A 17,374-nucleotide genomic window follows, 5' to 3' on the forward strand; every position below is an offset into this window, starting at 1 on the left:
GCTAAGTCCCCCTGAATCTTAGAGCAACAATGAACAATAAAATTGAAAAAGTTCTTTAATCACAATGCTTATTTTAGCATATTTTTGTGATTATTCGAACTTCCCCGACGGAAAAAAGAACATCGGCAGGTAACATGATTGAATAATGGAGGCAGGAAAAGCATGGGAACAGATCAGCTCAACAGCCCGCTGCATTGGGCCGAACAATTCATGCACCGCTATCGGCAAGCGGACGGCATCGGAAATTTGACGAAGCGCTGGCATTACGAAAACGGTTGTTTCTTGAAGGCGCTCGAGGAGTGTTATAAGAGAACCGGTAACGAAGCCTATTTCGACTACATTCGCGAGATCATGGATCTGTATGTTCAGGAGGACGGAGGCATCAGGACCTATGCGCTTGAGGATTACAATTTGGATCAGATCAATCAGGGCAAGTTGCTGTTTCTCCTATGGGAAAAAACAGGAGAAGCCAAGTATCGGAAGGCGATTGAGCTGCTCATCACTCAGCTGAAGGGGCATCCCCGTACGGAGGAAGGCGGCTTCTGGCATAAGAAAGGGTATCCTTTCCAAATGTGGCTGGACGGCTTGTATATGGCTTCTCCGGTCATGGCGTTATACGGGAGGTTGACAGGGGAAGGCGTCTGGTTCAACACGGCGGCGGAACAGCTTATCCTGGTAGAGAAGAAAACCCGCAATCCGGAGAGCGGCCTGCTGCATCACGGCTGGGATGCCTCCTCGGAACAGCGCTGGGCCGACAGCCTTACAGGACGGTCCCCTCATGTGTGGAGCCGGGCAATGGGCTGGTACGCTATGGCTGTGGTCGATTCGCTGGAGCATTTTCCGGCGGATCATCCGAAGCGGGGGCTGTTGATCGGCCTGCTGCTTCGGATGGCCGATGCGCTTGTCCGCGTACAGGACGTCGAGACCGGGATATGGCCCCAAGTGCTCGATCAGCCCGGCCGGGAAGGCAATTATTTGGAATCGTCGGGTACCGCGATGTTCGCCTACGCCTTGGCCAAGGGCAGGCGGCTCGGTTACTTGACGGGCGGAGCAGGCGACGCCGCACGCAGAGGGTATGAAGGCCTGCTTCGACAAATGGTGAAAGCGGATGAACAAGGCCAAGTGCATCTCATACAATGCAACAGCGTGGCCGGCCTCGGGGGTTCGCCTTATCGAGACGGCTCCTTCGCCTATTACATCGGGGAGCCTATTGTAGAGGATGACCCTAAAGCAATCTCACCGTTTATCCTGGCGGGACTTGAGCTTGGCTATAAATAGAAATTTAAAAGTAGGGCGTGGCTTTGGTGCCACGCCTTTTTGACGTCCAAGGAAGAAAAAGGAATACATTTTTTGGTTTTGGAAATAGTAATCGAGAATATTTGTCAGGAAGGACACTTGCCGGATGCTGCAACAGATATCAAGTTCGATCCTCAACTTACAATTATGGGTTGGCGCCATCCTGGCTTTTATCGTCCCGTTCGGGCTTTCCTATGTATTTTATTGGCTGAAGAATCAAAGGAAGAGGCGGCGGAAAGGTAGAGATAAGCGTGTTGACGGTGGGACGAAGGGCAAATCTATCATCGATCAACCGGTCCGCCCGTCGCTGGAAGACAACCTGCTTGTCTTAAAAGAAGTCATAGGTCACAGCTCGGACGTGAGGTTCCGAAGCTTGTCTGTTGACGAAGGCCGAAGGAATATCGCAGTCGTTTATATAGAGGGATTGGTCAACCAATCCGCACTTCAGGACCATATTATCAGGCCGATTATGGAGGTCGGTAGAATAAGGGGGGCTCAGGATGAAACAGAGGCTTCTGCGGAACAAACCAAACAATATTTATTGCAGCATGTGATCCAAGCTGCACATATCAACGTTGTTACGAATATAGAGCAATGCGTTCGTGAAATCGTAACCGGGAATACCGTGCTGCTCATCAATGGTACCAACCGGGCCGTGGTTCTGTCGACACCGAAAGAAAAGGGACGATCCATTGATGAGCCGGTGACGGAGGCGGTTATCCGGGGAGCGCATGAGGGCTTTGTTGAAATCCTAAGCCTGAATATCGGATTGCTCCGGAAGCGAATCAAAGATCACCAATTGTCCGTCATCCCCTATACCATCGGGAGGCGATCACTGACAGCGGTATCGCTTGTATTTATGAATGATCTATGCGACGAAGCAATACTCAACGAAGTGAAACGGCGATTGAATTCAATAGAAATCGATAACGTGTTGGAATCGGGCTACATTGAGCAGATAATGGAAGATAATTACTTATCCTTTTTTCCTCAAGTGCAGACCACGGAGCGTCCCGATCGTGTAGTAGGCGCTCTTATGGAAGGACGTATCGCCATATTAACCGACGGCACACCCATGGCGCTCATCGTACCGGTAACCATTCCCACGTTTATGTCTGCACCGGATGATTACTATGAACGCTGGCTGCCTGGCACATTCGTACGATTATTGCGTTATTTGGCCGCAGGCATCGCCTTGTTCCTTCCTTCTATTTACATAGCGATGATTTCCTATAATCACGGACTCCTTCCGACGAAGCTGGCGATATCCATTGCTTCCGGCCGGGAAGGGGTTCCTTTTCCATCCCTGTTTGAAGCGCTCATGATGGAAATCACCATTGAAATTCTTCGCGAAGCCGGACTCCGATTACCTAAACCGATCGGCCAGGCCGTCGGCATTGTCGGAGGCTTAGTAATCGGTCAAGCTGCCGTTCAAGCCGGAATCGTCAGTCCGGTTATGGTGATCATTGTTGCACTGACCGCGATGTCCTCCTTCGCCATCGCCCAATATGAGATGGGAATCAGTATTCGGCTGCTCCGATTTTTCTCTATGATTTCCGCTGGCATCTTCGGCATCTACGGGATCGTTCTGTTTGGTATCTTTATTACCGCTCATCTTGTCAAATTAAAGAGCTTCGGTGTACCTTACACCCTGCCCTTCGGTCCGATGAAGCCGGTGGAGTGGAAGGATTCCTTGATACGTATGCCGATCCCATTTTTGAATATCGGGACGCCCTTCAATAAAAAAAAGCATAAATAAACGTCTACCGAAAGGAGTCCGCAGATGAGCGAGCCGGCGAAAAGAACCGTTACTTCCATCCAAGCGATGATGATTGTTGTGAATACGATTATATTCTTGGAAAGCCTGCCGGGACCCTTCTCGCCCTTTTGCTAAGCGTGTATTTCCTGATGATCTCTGCTTGGCAAATTCGGGCGATGGGGGAATTGATTCGCTTTTATTTACTTAACAATACGCCGATCGAAATGATCATGCTTATATTTTTATGGATCGGCATTTACTTGGTCGGCGGGGGAATAGAACCGATTGCGCGATTTTGTGAAATCGTATTTATCGTCATTCTGCTTTCCTTGATCTCTGTCCTCCTTCTCTCGATGCAGGACTTCAAGCTGGATTACCTCCGTCCCGTTCTGGGAGAGGGCATTGCTCCCGTCATCTCGGGGGTAAAGAGCACTTCGCTTTCCTTTACCGGCTTCGAGGTGATGTTGATTATCCCCGCTTTTATGGCAGAGCCCAAAAAGGCGGTCAAAGCGGCAGCCTTGGGGATTAGCATGGTTGTTGTCCTGTACGCGCTTATTGTTTTTGTCTCTTACGGGGTATTATCGTTCGATGAGGTAAGAAGCTTGACCTGGCCCTTGATGTCTCTGGCCAAATCCATCGATATTCCCGGTGCTTTTTTCAACCGGTTCGAAATATTAATCTCTGTGATGTGGGTCATCGCAAACTATACCTCGTTTGTCCCCAATTTCTATCTTGGATGCTTGGGGATGAGTTCGCTCTCCAATCTGGATTACCGTCTGTTTATGTTCGCTATGCTTCCGTTCATATACATAGTAGCGGCAGCTTCGGAACATATGAATGCCGTATTCAAGCTCGGATCCTCCGTTGCGTACTTTGACCTCATAATCGGAGGAGCCATCCCTGTCCTTTGCTTGATCATAGCCATGGTAAGGAGGATCGGCATTGCGCATCCTTAAAGCGGGCATTTCTTGTTTACTAATGATGATGCTGCTAGGCTGCTGGGACCGTAAGGAAATCGATGAATTGGGGATTGTCCTGGGTGTAGCCTTCGACAAACAAAGCAATCAAATTTCCACACTGCATACCTTTGCCTTGCCGAAAACCTCCAGTGAGAAAAGTGATGTAAAATCGGAGAAGTGGGTGAATCTTGAAAACACAGGAGACCTGGTAAGCGAAAATGTTCGAGGGCTGGTCAAAAGCAGCATACGTTTCCCGACATATGAGCATTTGAAGGTCATTGTGATTAGCGAGGAGCTGGGGCGATCGGTTCCGTTGAAGCAAATGACGGATTACTTGCTCCGTAACCCCGAATCCAGAAGATCCGTGAAGCTGGTGGTATCCAAGGGGAAAGCCGGCGAAATGCTGAAGGTAACCAGTCCTCTCGATATGAATCCCGCGTATAAGCTGTCCGAAATAGCGGATCGATCCGAACAGCTCTTAGAGCTTCCGCCTAAAACCACCCTTGGTGAGGTTTCCTCCAAACTAACGTCCAAGACAAGCTTTTACGTGCAGAGAAGCGAGTTGAACGCCAATCGTGAAGCCGTATTATCCGGGGCTGTCGCAGTCAAAGGGACCACCGGGAAAGTGATCGGGTCCTTAACCGAGGAGGAGACGAGAGGACTGAACTTCATTCTGCCGAACAACAACAAAAAATCCGCGATTGTAAAGGTCTTCGATCCGGAAAGTGAACAACAGTTCATCTATGAACTTCGCAAAATCCGAGCCAACCTGATCCCGGTGGTCCAAGGAAAGCAGATCTCTTTTGTTGTTTCGGTACAAACGGAAGGCAGAATGCGCGAGGATTGGCGGTTACAAGGCAATGCCTTCGACAGCCGGTTCATTAAGCAATCGGAGAAGGCCGCTGCAGACACCATTCAACAAGCCGTCAAGGCACTGCTGAATAAGACGCAAAAAGAATTGGGGGCGGATATTGCGGGGTTCGGCAAGCAGCTTAGCATCCACTACCCTCGTACATGGAAGGAGGTAGCGGATTATCCGTCGACATTTCCGTACAAGTCCATATTCGGGAATTCGGGAACCGCGGCATGGTGCAGCCTGATCCTTCGGTGTCGTGATAATCGATTGCAGAAGAACACTTGTTTATAATGAAACTTTCCCTTTCTCCCACCTGAGGGGGGGCTATACAATGGAGATAATTGAGTGTGCGACGAATGATGAACGGAGTGATTAGGATAATGGAGCTTTCTTGCTAATCGATTAAAACAAAAAAGCGATTTTTCGCCCATTGTTTTATTTGTGCTGCGCAAGAAAGTTACTGTATCCTTTCACTCAAACGATATATCCTCATCCTCCCTTTGTTTCAGGTTGGATTTGCTGTATTTCTTTGAGCTGCGAGAAGTAACTTTCTTGCGGCTCTTATTTTTTTGAATACAGGAGGCTGGAATTATGTCATTAATTAAGGTTACGAACCTGACGTTCGCCTATGAAGGCAGCTATGATAATATATTCGAAAAGGTCAGCTTTCACATCGATACCGATTGGAAGCTGGGGTTCACGGGAAGGAACGGCAGGGGCAAAACGACGTTTCTGAACCTGCTGCTGGGTAAGTATGAGTACAGCGGCACCATATCGGCCGGCGTCGGGTTCGAGTATTTTCCTTTTCCTGTCCCGAACAAGGAACAGCATACGCTGGATGTAGTGGGCGACATGCTTACGGACTACCAACACTGGGAGCTGCTGCGGGAGCTTTCCCTGCTGCAGGTAGCCGAGGACGTTCTGTACCGGCCTTTTGCATCGTTGTCCAACGGGGAGCAAACGAAGGTCATGCTTGCCGCCTTGTTTCTTAAGGAAAATCGGTTTCTGTTAATCGATGAGCCGACCAACCATCTCGATATGGACGGCAGAAGGCTGGTAAGTGATTATTTGAAGACCAAACGCGGCTTTATTCTCGTTTCCCACGACAGGGCCTTTCTGGACAACTGTGTAGATCATATCCTGTCCATCAACAGGACCCATATTGATATTCAAAAGGGAAATTTCTCCGATTGGTGGGAAAATAAACAGCGTCAGGATCACTTCGAGCTGGGGGAGAACGAGAAACTTCGCAAAGATATCAGACGGTTGTCGGAAGCGGCGAAACGAACGAGCAGCTGGTCGCACGAGGTGGAGAAAACGAAAAACGGCACAACCAATTCCGGCTCCAAGGTAGACAAAGGCTATATCGGCCACAAGGCTGCGAAAATGATGAAGCGCTCGAAGTCGATTGAGCAGCGGCAGCAATCCGCTCTGGAGGAAAAGTCGAAGCTATTGAAAAATATAGAAGCCTCGGAAAGCTTAAAGCTCACCCAGCTTCCGTATCATAAGCATCAGCTTGTCGAGCTGGAGCGGGTTTCGATGTATTACGGAGAGAAAAAGGTTTGCTCCGATGTAAGCTTTACGATCGAGCAAGGGGAGCGAATTGCGCTTTCCGGGAAAAACGGCTCGGGCAAATCGAGCATTCTGAAGCTCATCTGCGGTGAGGAGATGAGCTATACCGGCACCTTTCGGAAAGGAAGTCAGCTGAAGCTGAGCTATGTATCGCAGGATACCTCGCATCTGCAGGGCAGCTTGACCGACTATGCAAGAAGCCACGGGATCGAGGAGAGTCTGTTTAAATCCATTTTGCGAAAGCTGGATTTTTCCAGAATTCAATTTGAAAAGGATATGTCCGCCTTCAGCGGCGGCCAGAAGAAGAAGGTGCTGATTGCCCGAAGTCTTTGCGAGAAGGCTCATTTGCTGGTGTGGGATGAACCGCTGAACTTTATCGATATCATTTCCAGGATGCAGATTGAAGAGCTTCTTCTCGAGTATGCCCCTACGATTCTCTTTGTGGAGCACGACAGGGAATTTTGCACAAATATCGCTACCAAAGTGGTTCAGCTGTAATTATCCCCATTGTGACGGGTGGAAATAACCCTTTAGCAGCCTAATAGGACCCCCAATGTAACCCACCGCCTGGTTCCTCACTAGGGTGGGTTAATTTTGTCCTGCATTGTTCCCGAATAAAATTCGCACATAAATAATGTACATTGTGAAATCGCTTCCTTCCTGATACCGTAGGGATGCATAGAGAGCAAGGGAAGCAGGTGCATTCCGTAAAGAAAGGATGGGGCAATCCATGGTCAAAGCAATGGCTACGGCTCACGGTGTCGGGGGTACACGGACGGGTACGGGATGGATAGCGACGGTCAGAAAAGATTTCGTCAAAAACAAATATCTTTATCTTTTGGCGCTCGCGGGGATTGCGTATTACATTATTTTTAAGTATGTCCCCATGTACGGAGCGATCATTGCTTTCAAAAATTATTTGCCGTCAAAAGGGATATGGGGAAGCCCTTGGGTAGGGTTTAAGCATTTCGAGGACTTTTTCGGCAGCCATTATTTCTGGAGGATTTTGCGAAACACGCTGCTGATCAATGTGTATGAATTGCTCTTCGCCTTCCCGGCACCGATCGTACTGGCGCTAATGTTGAACGAAGTACGGAGAACTGTCTTTAAGCGATTAGTGCAAACGGTTACATACCTACCTCACTTTGTATCGATGGTTGTGATTTGCGGGATGCTGGTTGACTTTTCGCAAAAAGCCGGCCTGCTGACGACCATTCTGACCTGGTTTGGAATGGAACGCCAAAATCTTCTGCTGAACCCTGAATTTTTCCGTACGATCTTTATCGGCTCAGGCATTTGGCAGGGAATCGGCTGGGGCTCGATCATTTATTTGGCTGCGCTGACCTCCATCGACACACAGCTATACGATGCCGCTACGGTGGACGGCGCCGGACGCTGGAAGCAAATGCTCCACGTGACCATACCGGGCATTATGCCGACCATTGTCATTTTGCTTATCCTGCAAATCGGCGGCATGATGAATGTAGGCTTTGAGAAAATCATTCTGCTCTACAATTCGCAAACCTACGAAACGGCGGATGTAATTTCGAGCTTCGTGTATCGCAGAGGCATATTGGAGGCGAATTACAGCTACAGTACCGCTGTAGGGCTGTTCAATTCCGCAGTGAACTTCCTGCTGCTGATCATTGCCAACCGGATTAGCCGGAAAGTGAATGAAACCAGTCTCTGGTAAGGAATCGAGACGGATCAAATTAAGTAAAGGTGGTATCCATGGAGAACAAAATTTGGTTTAAAGAGCCTGCCGCAGATTGGAATGAAGCGCTCCCCTTGGGTAACGGCAGACTGGGAGCCATGGTGTTCGGCCAGCTAAGCAAGGAAAGAATTCAATTGAACGAAGACAGTGTTTGGTACGGAGGACCCCAGAACAGGGACAATCCGGATGCCCTGGCGAATCTTCCGGCGATCCGCGAGCTGCTCTTTGAAGGCCGGCTTCGGGAGGCGCACAGGCTGGCGGAGACCGCGTTCTCGGGAACTCCCTGCAGCCAGCGCCATTATATGACGGCCGGGGATCTGCTCCTGTTCATCGACGGGCACGAGGGAGAGGTGCAGCAGTATCGCCGGGAGCTGGATTTGGACCGTGCCGTTGCCGTAACGTCTTACGAGCTTAATGGGCATAAGTACCGGAGGGAGGCCTTTATCAGTAACCCGGACGGGATTCTAAGCTTCCGTTTGGAAACCGACTCTCCCGATGGCATCTCTCTCTATGCAAGGCTTGACCGCAAGAAGGGCAAGTACGTAGACAAGGTAGACAAAAGAGGAACCGATACGATCGTGATGCTGAACAGCTGCTATGGAACGGACGGAACGGACTATGCACTTATGGTCAAGGCTTCGTCGGATACGGGGAAGGTCGAAACGATCGGTGAGCACATCGTGGTGTCCGGTGCAAGGGATATTACCTTCCGCTTAGCCGCGGCAACGACGTTCCGAGCTGAAGATCCGGAAAAAGCCTGCAGAGCAGCATTAGAGGCCGCGTCCGCCTTCCCGTACCCGGAGCTGCTGCAAAGACACGTGGATGATCATCAGGCTTTATTCCGACGGGTCTCCCTTGATTTGTCAGGGCCGACGGCTTCTGCTGAAGCAGGTAACGAGCTGCCGACACCCGAGCGGATCGAGCGAATGAAGCTCGGAGAAGAGGACCATGAGCTGCTGGCGCTATATTATCAATTCGGAAGGTATCTGCTCATTGCCAGCAGCCGTCCGGGCTCGCTTCCAGCCAATCTGCAAGGCATATGGAATGACGAAATGAAGCCGCCTTGGGACAGTAAATATACAATCAATATCAATTCGCAGATGAATTATTGGTTGGCCGAGAGCTGCCATTTGTCGGAGTGCCACGAGCCGTTGTTCGAGTTAATCGAACGCATGCGGGAGCGGGGGCGCCGTACGGCATCGGTGATGTACGGCTGCCGCGGCTTCGTCGCCCATCATAATACGGACATTTGGGCGGATACGTCACCACAGGATATTTATCCGCCGGCAACGTACTGGACAATGGGGGCCGCCTGGCTGTGCCTGCATCTGTGGGAGCATTATATGTTCACACAGGATCGCAGCTTCTTAGCCTCCGCTTATGAAGCTATGAAGGAAGCGGCGCTGTTCTTCGTCGATTTCCTAACGGAAGCGCCTGATGGGCACCTTGTGACGGCACCCTCTGTTTCTCCGGAGAATCGGTATCGGCTGCCTAACGGTGAGTCGGGCACCTTGTGTTACGGTCCGGCCATGGACAGCCAGATCATTACGGAGCTGTTTCTTGGCTGCATCGAGGCGTCCAAGCTGCTGGGGAAGGATGAGACGCTTCGCGCCGAGCTTGAGAGCATTCTGCTCAGGCTGCCGGCCGCGAAGATCGGGAAGCACGGGCAAATCCAGGAGTGGCTTGAGGATTACGAGGAGGCCGATCCGGGACACCGCCATATCTCTCACTTGTTTGCTCTGCACCCCGGAACGCAGATCAACCGACATGAAACGCCGGAGCTGGCTGAGGCAGCAGAGACGACGCTTCGGCGCAGGCTGGCTAACGGGGGAGGTCATACCGGGTGGAGCCGGGCTTGGATCATTAACTTTTGGGCCCGGCTTGAGAACGGGAACGAAGCTTACGACCACTTGTGTAAGCTGCTAACCAAATCGACGCTCCCCAACTTGTTCGACAACCATCCTCCGTTCCAAATCGACGGTAATTTCGGAGGAAGCGCAGCTATCGCAGAGATGCTGCTGCAAAGTCATAGAGCAGAGCTGCATCTGCTTCCTGCGCTGCCGGATCGCTGGACGGAGGGCAGCATTCGCGGAATCAAGGCTCGAGGCGGTTACACGGTCGATATCCATTGGAGCGGCGGGAAGCTGAAGGAAGCTGTGATCAGGGCCGCATATGATGGAGAATGCGTCGTCAGAACACAGGAGCCGGTGACGGTACAAGGCCAAGATCAGAAGGCTTATCCATACCGCAAAAACGGGAATTCCAGCATTACCCTGCACCTAGTGGCCGGTCAATCGATTCGAGTGTTGCGGCATGTGCAGTAAACAACCTTGGGTGGGGCGGCATGCCGCTCTCACCCAAACCCTACCTTGATAAATTCGGCATATAAATATTGTGCATTGTGCCGCTCTGTTCAGGCTGGTACGGTTAGGGTGATGGTGCGAGCGGGAATGTCGTGCTTTTAACAAATGTGTGCAAACGGTTACAAATATATTCGGAGCGCTTCCGGGTATCCGCAAATTTGGCCAATCAAGGGGATTGCAACCATGATAAAAAGAAGCTTGGGTGATAAAATCTTTGATGCTTGCAATTATGTGATTCTCAGTTTCCTCATGCTTGTGACCTTGTATCCTTTCCTCTTTGTGCTGTTTGCTTCCTTAAGCACGCCGTCAGAGCTTGTTAAGCAAACGGGGATCTTATGGAAGCCGATGGGCTTTTTTCTGGAAGGCTATAAGCTGGTTTTGAAAAATCCTATGATCGGCATCGGATATAAAAATACGTTGATTTATGTTACCATCGGAACGGTACTGAACGTATTTTTCACCGCACTCTTTGCCTTTGTGCTTTCCCGTAAGGATCTGTACTGGAAAAAATACATGATGATGATGATCGTATTTACGATGTTCTTCAGCGGAGGGCTCATTCCCGAATACATGCTGGTAAAAAATTTGGGGATGCTCGACACCAGGTGGTCCCTCATCATTCCCGGTTTGATTGCAACCTGGAACCTGATTATCATGCGCACCTCGTTCCAATCCATCCCATATGAATTGGAGGAAGCGGCCAAGATGGACGGCGCTTCCGACTGGACGGTGTTCTGGAAGGTCATCATGCCGCTATCGGTTCCGCTTCTGGCCGTTATGGTCTTGTTCTACGGAGTGGCCCATTGGAATGCGTGGGCGAATGCCTTGATCTACCTGAGGGATCGGGAGCTGTTCCCTCTACAGCTGGTGCTGCGCGAGATATTGATTCAGAACAGCACCACGGAGACAACCAATTTATCGACGGCAAGCGATCCGTTCCTGGGGGAGGTCGTGAAGTATGCCACCATCATTGTCGCAACGCTTCCGATTTTGGTTGTGTACCCGATCATCCAGAAGCATTTTACCAAAGGAGTTATGATTGGCGCTTTGAAAGGATAACGCTCGATCTGGTTGGTTTCCCCATTCCATTTATACGGTGATAGAGAGGAAGGTTCCCTATGAACAAAAAACAAGCAACGGGTCTTTTGGTAACGCTCACTCTTGGCATCGGGGCGATTGCAGGGTGCTCCGGCGGTGCGGACGGTACGAACACACAGACGGGTAATGGCACCGGAACGAACGCAGGGCCGGCGGAGCTGACCTTTTTCATGAATACGAACCTGACGGCCAAGGCGGTGAAGGGTTTTGAGGACATCGAGGCCTTCAAAGAAATCCAAAAGCGGACGAATACGAAGATTAAATTCCAGCAGCCCGGCGACGGTTCGCAATTCAACATTATGCTGGCTTCGGGTACGTATCCCGACATTGTGTACGCCCCAAACAATTACCCGGGGGGCATTGCCAAGCTGGTGCAGGATGGCGTTGCCATTAAGCTCAACGATCTGATTGACAAACACGCTCCAAATTATAAAAAATTATTAAACGATCATCCTGAAATCCGCAAGCAGGTCGTTCTGGATGACGGGACGATCGCCAAATTCCCGCAAATCGATATCGATCTTCACCGAGTCTCCTATTCCGGACACATGGTCAGAGAGGATTGGCTGAAAAAAGTCGGGCTGAAGGCGCCGACGACCATCGATGAATGGTATACTGTTCTTAAAGCCTTCAAAGAGAAGGACCCGAACGGGAACGGGATGAATGACGAGATTCCTCTGGGCGACCGCGGTGACGGTCTGGGCAGTATTAGCTCCTTTGCAACGAGCTGGGGGATCCTAGCCGATCGGTTTCACCTCCATGCCAAAACGGGCAAGGTAACCTTCGGACCGATCGAGCCGGAGTTCAAAAGCTATGTTTCCACCTTAAACAAATGGTTTAAAGAAGGGCTGATTGATTCCGAATTTGCTGCGACGGACCGGAAAGCGTTCGAGGCCAAATTTGCCAAGAATACGATTGGTGCCTACGGTGGAGTGATAAGTGGAATTAACACCTTCAAGGATCAGATGAAAGGAAACCTGCCTGACTTCAAGCTGATCGGGGTGGCTCCGCCTATCGGGCCAGCCGGTAAATCCTACAGCAATCACTCGCAAATGGTTCAGAATGTTCCGCTGGACGGGGCGTTCATCAGCTCCCAAGCGAAGGACCCGGTAGCGGCGATCAAGCTGCTGGATTTCATGATCGGACCGGAGGGCAGCGATCTTCAGAACTGGGGTATCGAGGGGAAAAGCTATAAAGTGGAGAACGGGAAGAAGATCTTCACGGACGAGGTGTTCAAAAATCCGGACGGCTTCGAACCGACGGAAGCGGTCAAGAAATACGCATTGCCGACCTCCGGGATGGTCAAGGTGATGGATTATAATGCCTGGGCAGCCTTCGAATTACGGTATCCCGAAGCGGTTGAGGCTAATGATACCTGGTTCAAGGCCGATCGATCCCTCTTGATTCCTCCGTTATCTCTTAACGGCGAGGAAAGCCAGCGGCTCGGCAGCATCATGAGCGAGGTGAATACCTATGTGAAGGAAATGTGGATCAAATTCATTATGGGTACGGAGCCGATTGAGAACTACGATAAATTTGTCGCTACCTTAAAAAAGATGGGTATTGAGGAGGCTGTAAAAATTCAACAGGCAGCCTACGACCGATACCAAAACCGAAAATAATGACAGCATGGGCTGGATACAACCTGGGTATCCAGCCCTGCATTCCGTTCGTACCCTGTCCGTGAGAGGAGGAGCCCTGTGGGGAAGGCGAGAGCTTACCGGGTTTTTGTCAGCTATCTGCTTACTTATTTGCTGATTCTGCTCGTACCGATTACTGTGATGACCTTCCTGGTCTACAATGTGTTCGTTAACAAGCTGCAGAACGAAGCCATCCTAGGCAACCTGAACACGCTTGATAAAGTCAGGTATGCTATGGATGAGCAGCTGAAGCGAGTGGAGGATACCACCTATCAATTGATGATCGAAGATAATCGCCTTTCCCAATATAGGGTTTCCGAGGAACACGGGTATAAGGCTTGGGGGATTGTTAGAGAAATAAAGAAATATCAAAAAATCAATCCGTTTGTCCATGAAATATGGTTGTATTATCACGGAGAAGCCTCGGTTTATTCCAATAGCAGCGTGTATTCGCTTTCGCTGCTCGCCGGGGATATATATCAGTTTGCTGATTGGCCTAAGGATCAGCTGGTCAAGGATCTCAGCACCTTATCCAAGCAGCTGGTTAAGCCCCCCGCCCAGGACCTGCGCGGACAGGACCGTTATCTGCGAATTGTGGTTCCTGTGCTTCCTTACGAGAATAAGCCTTATGCGACCGTTGTTTACTTAATTAAAGAGAAATCCGTCGAACAGCTGCTCGAGAGCTACAGCTCCACCGGGGGATCCACCTGGGTTCTTGACCAGGATAACCGGGTCATCGCCGGGGTAGGAAGTACAGCTGAGCTTACTCCGGACAGCATCAGTGCTCTATCCCTCGCGCATTCAGGGCAATCCTCCCAAAGGATTACACTGGGTAAGGAAGAGCAGTATCTTTTTATTATGCAATCGAAGCAAACCGGCTGGAAATACGTTACCCTGCTGCCTGTTACGAATGTGCTCGGCAAGGTGGAGCAGGCCCAAACGATCTTTATTTATGGGGTTGCCGCCGTCTTATTCATTGGCTGTGTCATTGTATTCTTAGGCATGCGCTGGAATTACTGGCCGATTCGCCTGCTGAAAAGGGAAACGGAGCAAATGCTTTCGGCTGTTGAGCCGATGAACGAGCTGGAAACCGTGCGATATGCCATCAGCTCTCTGTCCCTTCAGAACCGGAAGCTGGGCGAGCAGGTAAGAAGTCGTGACGCTGCGGCGCGAAAGCAGCTGGTCCTCTCCTTGATTAAGGGGGACTTCACTTCCTCGGAGGAGCTGCGGCTTTATGGCGAAGAGATGGGGCTGCCGATTCACGGAACGCGTTTCCGGGTGGTCATCGTTCAGCTTGCTTCGAGGATTCAGGAACGGGATTCGGATTTGACGTTTCACAGAATTGAGGATTTATTGCCGAAGCAGTGGCAAGGGCTGGGTACCGAGCATGTAGAGCAAAATAAATATATATTTCTTATGGCAACGGACGAAATGGAGGACCACGTATTTACTGCCATAGTCCGCGAATTTAGGGAGTCTCTGCGTGCCGTCTCCCAAGACGCCGTCACGCTGGGGGCAGGGAACGAGAGCACTTTGCCGGAAATTCCCCGGTCGTACCTGGAAGCCAATACAGCCATCGGCTACCGCTTCCTGCAAGGGGTCGACCGGGTCATAGAGTATAAAGACATTCCGTCCAACCGCCATTTGGAAGAGTATCCGCTTGATGACATGGAGAGCTTGGCACAGTCCATTCGAACGGGGAACGGAGCCAAGGTGGAAGCCTGTCTATCTGCGATGCTGCAATTTATAAGGGAGAAGCAGCCGCCGCTTATTGTCGCTCGGAGTCTCTGTTTAGACATCATCCGAACCGTCAACAGGTCCTGGAATGAGCTGGAGCTGCAGGACCAAGGCTCAAGCGGGTACCCCGACGTTTTTTCTCTGGAGCAGCTGGATACGATTGATGATTTTGAGCAGCTGATCAAATCTATGTGCTTCGACCTGTGCGCCGCCTTTAGGAGCGTACAAGAGGAAGGTTCGGGATCGGTTCAGCGTTCGGTGGAGCAGATGAAGGATTACATTCGGGATCATTACCGGGAGTGCGAGTTTACCTTTCAGAGCATGGCTTTGCATTTCCAAATGGCGCTCCCGAATTTAAGCCAATATTTTAAGGACCACACCGGGGAGACGTTATTGGATTATACGACCGGCTTAAGAATGGAAGCTGCGAAGCAGCTGCTTATCGAGCAGGATTGGCCGCTGAAGACCATCGCGGAGCAGGTCGGCTACTATAACGTATCCAGCTTTATCCGGCGTTTTAAGCAATTGGTGGGTATGACCCCAGGTGAATATCGTGCGGGAGCGGGAAGGGACTAGTTCTTCGGGACTGGTCCTTTTTCTTTGATTAGGCGTGATCGGTGGGGGCTTTTTCCAGCTCCGGGGACCCTATAGTGGCAAATGTGCGATTGTTGATGTCCCGAAAGCCGGAATAAGCCTCTGCAGTGGCAGAAATGCGATTAGGGAAGCCTGCGGGCCGCCATTCTTAATAAAAACGGCATATAAATAGTGGGCATTGAGGCATGGGGAGGTTGCTGGTACAGTGATGGGGCAAGACGAACAAGACGACTATGACATAACCAGGAGGTCAAAGCATGAGAAACAATTTCAGTAAAACCGTCCTCGCTCCCGTACTGGTACTATCCTTGGCAGCGGGCTGCGCGCAAGCTCCGGGAAAAACCAACGGAAGCGATAACACAGCCGGAAACGACGCGGGCACCGGAAGCATCAGCATCATGATCAATCTTCACAACCCGGAGGTGCCGTCCGACAAAATTGAAAAATTACTGGAGGAAAAAACGAACACGCAGCTGGACATCCAATGGGTACCCGACGGTACTTATAACGATAAACTCTATGCAGCGTTTGCTACCGGCTCCTTGCCGCAGGTGGTATACACGCAAATCAGCAACTTCCGCGAAGCCATTATTGACGGTCAGTTCTGGGAAGTGGGCCCTTTGCTTAAGGATTATCCGAACCTGAACCGGTTTCAACCGGAGGTGCTGAAGAATACGGCGGTGAACGGGAAAATTTACTCCATGTACCAGGAATCGCCTATCTCGCGCCAGGGAGTCATTTACCGGAAGGATTGGGCCGATCAATTGGGAATTAAAGCTCCGGAGACGCTGGAAGAGCTCTACAGCATGATGAAGCAGTTTAAGGAAAACGATCCGGATAAGAATGGGAAAAACGACACCATCGGTTTAACGGACCGCAATGACTTCGTGTACGGTGCGTTCAAGACGCTCGCTTCCTACCATGGAACGCCTAACAATTGGGGAGTGCAGGATGGCAAGCTGCAGCCTGACTTCATGTTCCCTGCTTACATCGAGACAATGAAGTACATCCAGAAGCTTCACAAAGAAGGCATCATCAATCAGGATTTCCCTGTAACCAGCAAGACGGATCAACAAAACCTGTTTATCTCGGGTAAAGCCGGCGTTTATATCGGATCCATGCAGGATGTTGTCAGCCTTCAGGATAAGATTGCCGGAGTGAATCCAAAGGCTCAGCTTGACGTACTGAACCGCATCAAAGGGCCGAAAGGCGAAGGCATCTGGGCGCTTCCGGGCTATGGAGCGGTGGTCTTATTCCCGAAATCATCTGTGAAGACTGAGAAGGAGCTAAAGGACATACTGGCGTTCTATGATAAATTAATGAGCCCGGAGCTTGCAAACCTGCTCGTTTACGGAGTAGAGAATACCCACTATAAGCTGGTGGAAGGGTCCAAAGTGTCCAGGGTTGAGGATAATAAGCTTATCGATAAGGAAGTGAAGCCTTACAATTCGCTTCGCATCGGAGGTCCGAGCACCATTAAGCTTCTGGAGCAATTCTATAGCAATCCGATCCAGAAAAAAGCAGAGGGGCTAGTAAAGGACAATGAGAAATTTTTAATTCATGATCCTACCGCTCCACTGTTTTCCGCGACCTACACGGAGCGGGCGGCTAAGCTTCAAGAGATCATAAAGGACGCGACTTACCGGTTTATGCTTGGCAGTCTGGACGAGCAGGGGTTCAAGAAAGAGGTGGAGAGATGGCGTAAGGAAGGCGGAGACAAAATTACGGAAGAATACAACGCCGCTTACACATCGAGTCAGAACGCGAAATAACCCATTATCGCATA

General features: G+C 50.5%; 11 protein-coding genes. All 11 read left to right on the forward strand.

What is annotated here, in order from left to right:
- Nucleotides 1–162: 162 nt before the first annotated feature.
- The 11 genes from RAC89_RS19890 to RAC89_RS19940 all read left to right on the forward strand — a co-directional run bounded on the left by RAC89_RS19890 (nucleotide 163) and on the right by RAC89_RS19940 (nucleotide 17,360).
- Nucleotides 163–1,278: a glycoside hydrolase family 88/105 protein gene (locus RAC89_RS19890; protein WP_306615436.1), complete on the forward strand. Its 1,116-nt coding sequence runs from the start codon at nucleotides 163–165 to the stop codon at nucleotides 1,276–1,278.
- 124 nt (nucleotides 1,279–1,402) lie between these two features.
- Nucleotides 1,403–3,055 carry a spore germination protein gene (locus tag RAC89_RS19895; RefSeq protein WP_306615437.1) on the forward strand — a complete coding sequence of 551 codons (1,653 nt, stop codon included), beginning with the start codon at nucleotides 1,403–1,405 and terminating at the stop codon, nucleotides 3,053–3,055.
- A gap of 149 nt (nucleotides 3,056–3,204) precedes the next feature.
- A complete protein-coding gene (locus RAC89_RS19900; protein ID WP_306615438.1) occupies nucleotides 3,205–4,011 on the forward strand; it encodes a GerAB/ArcD/ProY family transporter in 807 nt (268 codons plus the stop codon).
- Nucleotides 3,998–5,161, forward strand: coding sequence for a Ger(x)C family spore germination protein (locus RAC89_RS19905; RefSeq protein WP_306615439.1), 1,164 nt, complete (start codon nucleotides 3,998–4,000; stop codon nucleotides 5,159–5,161). Before RAC89_RS19900 ends, RAC89_RS19905 begins: the two co-directional genes overlap by 14 nt.
- A gap of 300 nt (nucleotides 5,162–5,461) precedes the next feature.
- A complete protein-coding gene (locus RAC89_RS19910) occupies nucleotides 5,462–6,940 on the forward strand; it encodes an Lsa family ABC-F type ribosomal protection protein (RefSeq protein ID WP_306615440.1) in 1,479 nt (492 codons plus the stop codon).
- Nucleotides 6,941–7,184: 244 nt separating this feature from the next.
- A complete protein-coding gene (locus RAC89_RS19915) occupies nucleotides 7,185–8,135 on the forward strand; it encodes an ABC transporter permease (protein ID WP_306616147.1) in 951 nt (316 codons plus the stop codon).
- 38 nt (nucleotides 8,136–8,173) lie between these two features.
- Entirely contained in the window at nucleotides 8,174–10,480 is a 2,307-nt protein-coding gene (locus tag RAC89_RS19920) for a glycoside hydrolase family 95 protein (protein WP_306615441.1), read from the forward strand.
- 222 nt (nucleotides 10,481–10,702) lie between these two features.
- Complete coding sequence (locus RAC89_RS19925) at nucleotides 10,703–11,578, forward strand: carbohydrate ABC transporter permease (RefSeq protein WP_306615442.1); 876 nt, start codon at nucleotides 10,703–10,705, stop codon at nucleotides 11,576–11,578.
- Between the two features lie 59 nt (nucleotides 11,579–11,637).
- Entirely contained in the window at nucleotides 11,638–13,239 is a 1,602-nt protein-coding gene (locus tag RAC89_RS19930; RefSeq protein ID WP_306615443.1) for an extracellular solute-binding protein, read from the forward strand.
- Nucleotides 13,240–13,317: 78 nt separating this feature from the next.
- Nucleotides 13,318–15,570 (forward strand): helix-turn-helix domain-containing protein, encoded by a 2,253-nt coding sequence (locus tag RAC89_RS19935; RefSeq protein WP_306615444.1) that lies wholly within the window; start codon nucleotides 13,318–13,320, stop codon nucleotides 15,568–15,570.
- Between the two features lie 275 nt (nucleotides 15,571–15,845).
- Nucleotides 15,846–17,360 (forward strand): extracellular solute-binding protein, encoded by a 1,515-nt coding sequence (locus RAC89_RS19940; protein ID WP_306615445.1) that lies wholly within the window; start codon nucleotides 15,846–15,848, stop codon nucleotides 17,358–17,360.
- Nucleotides 17,361–17,374 lie beyond the last annotated feature (14 nt).

The organism is Paenibacillus sp. GD4 (assembly GCF_030846225.1).
Taxonomy (GTDB): domain Bacteria; phylum Bacillota; class Bacilli; order Paenibacillales; family NBRC-103111; genus Paenibacillus_G; species Paenibacillus_G silviterrae.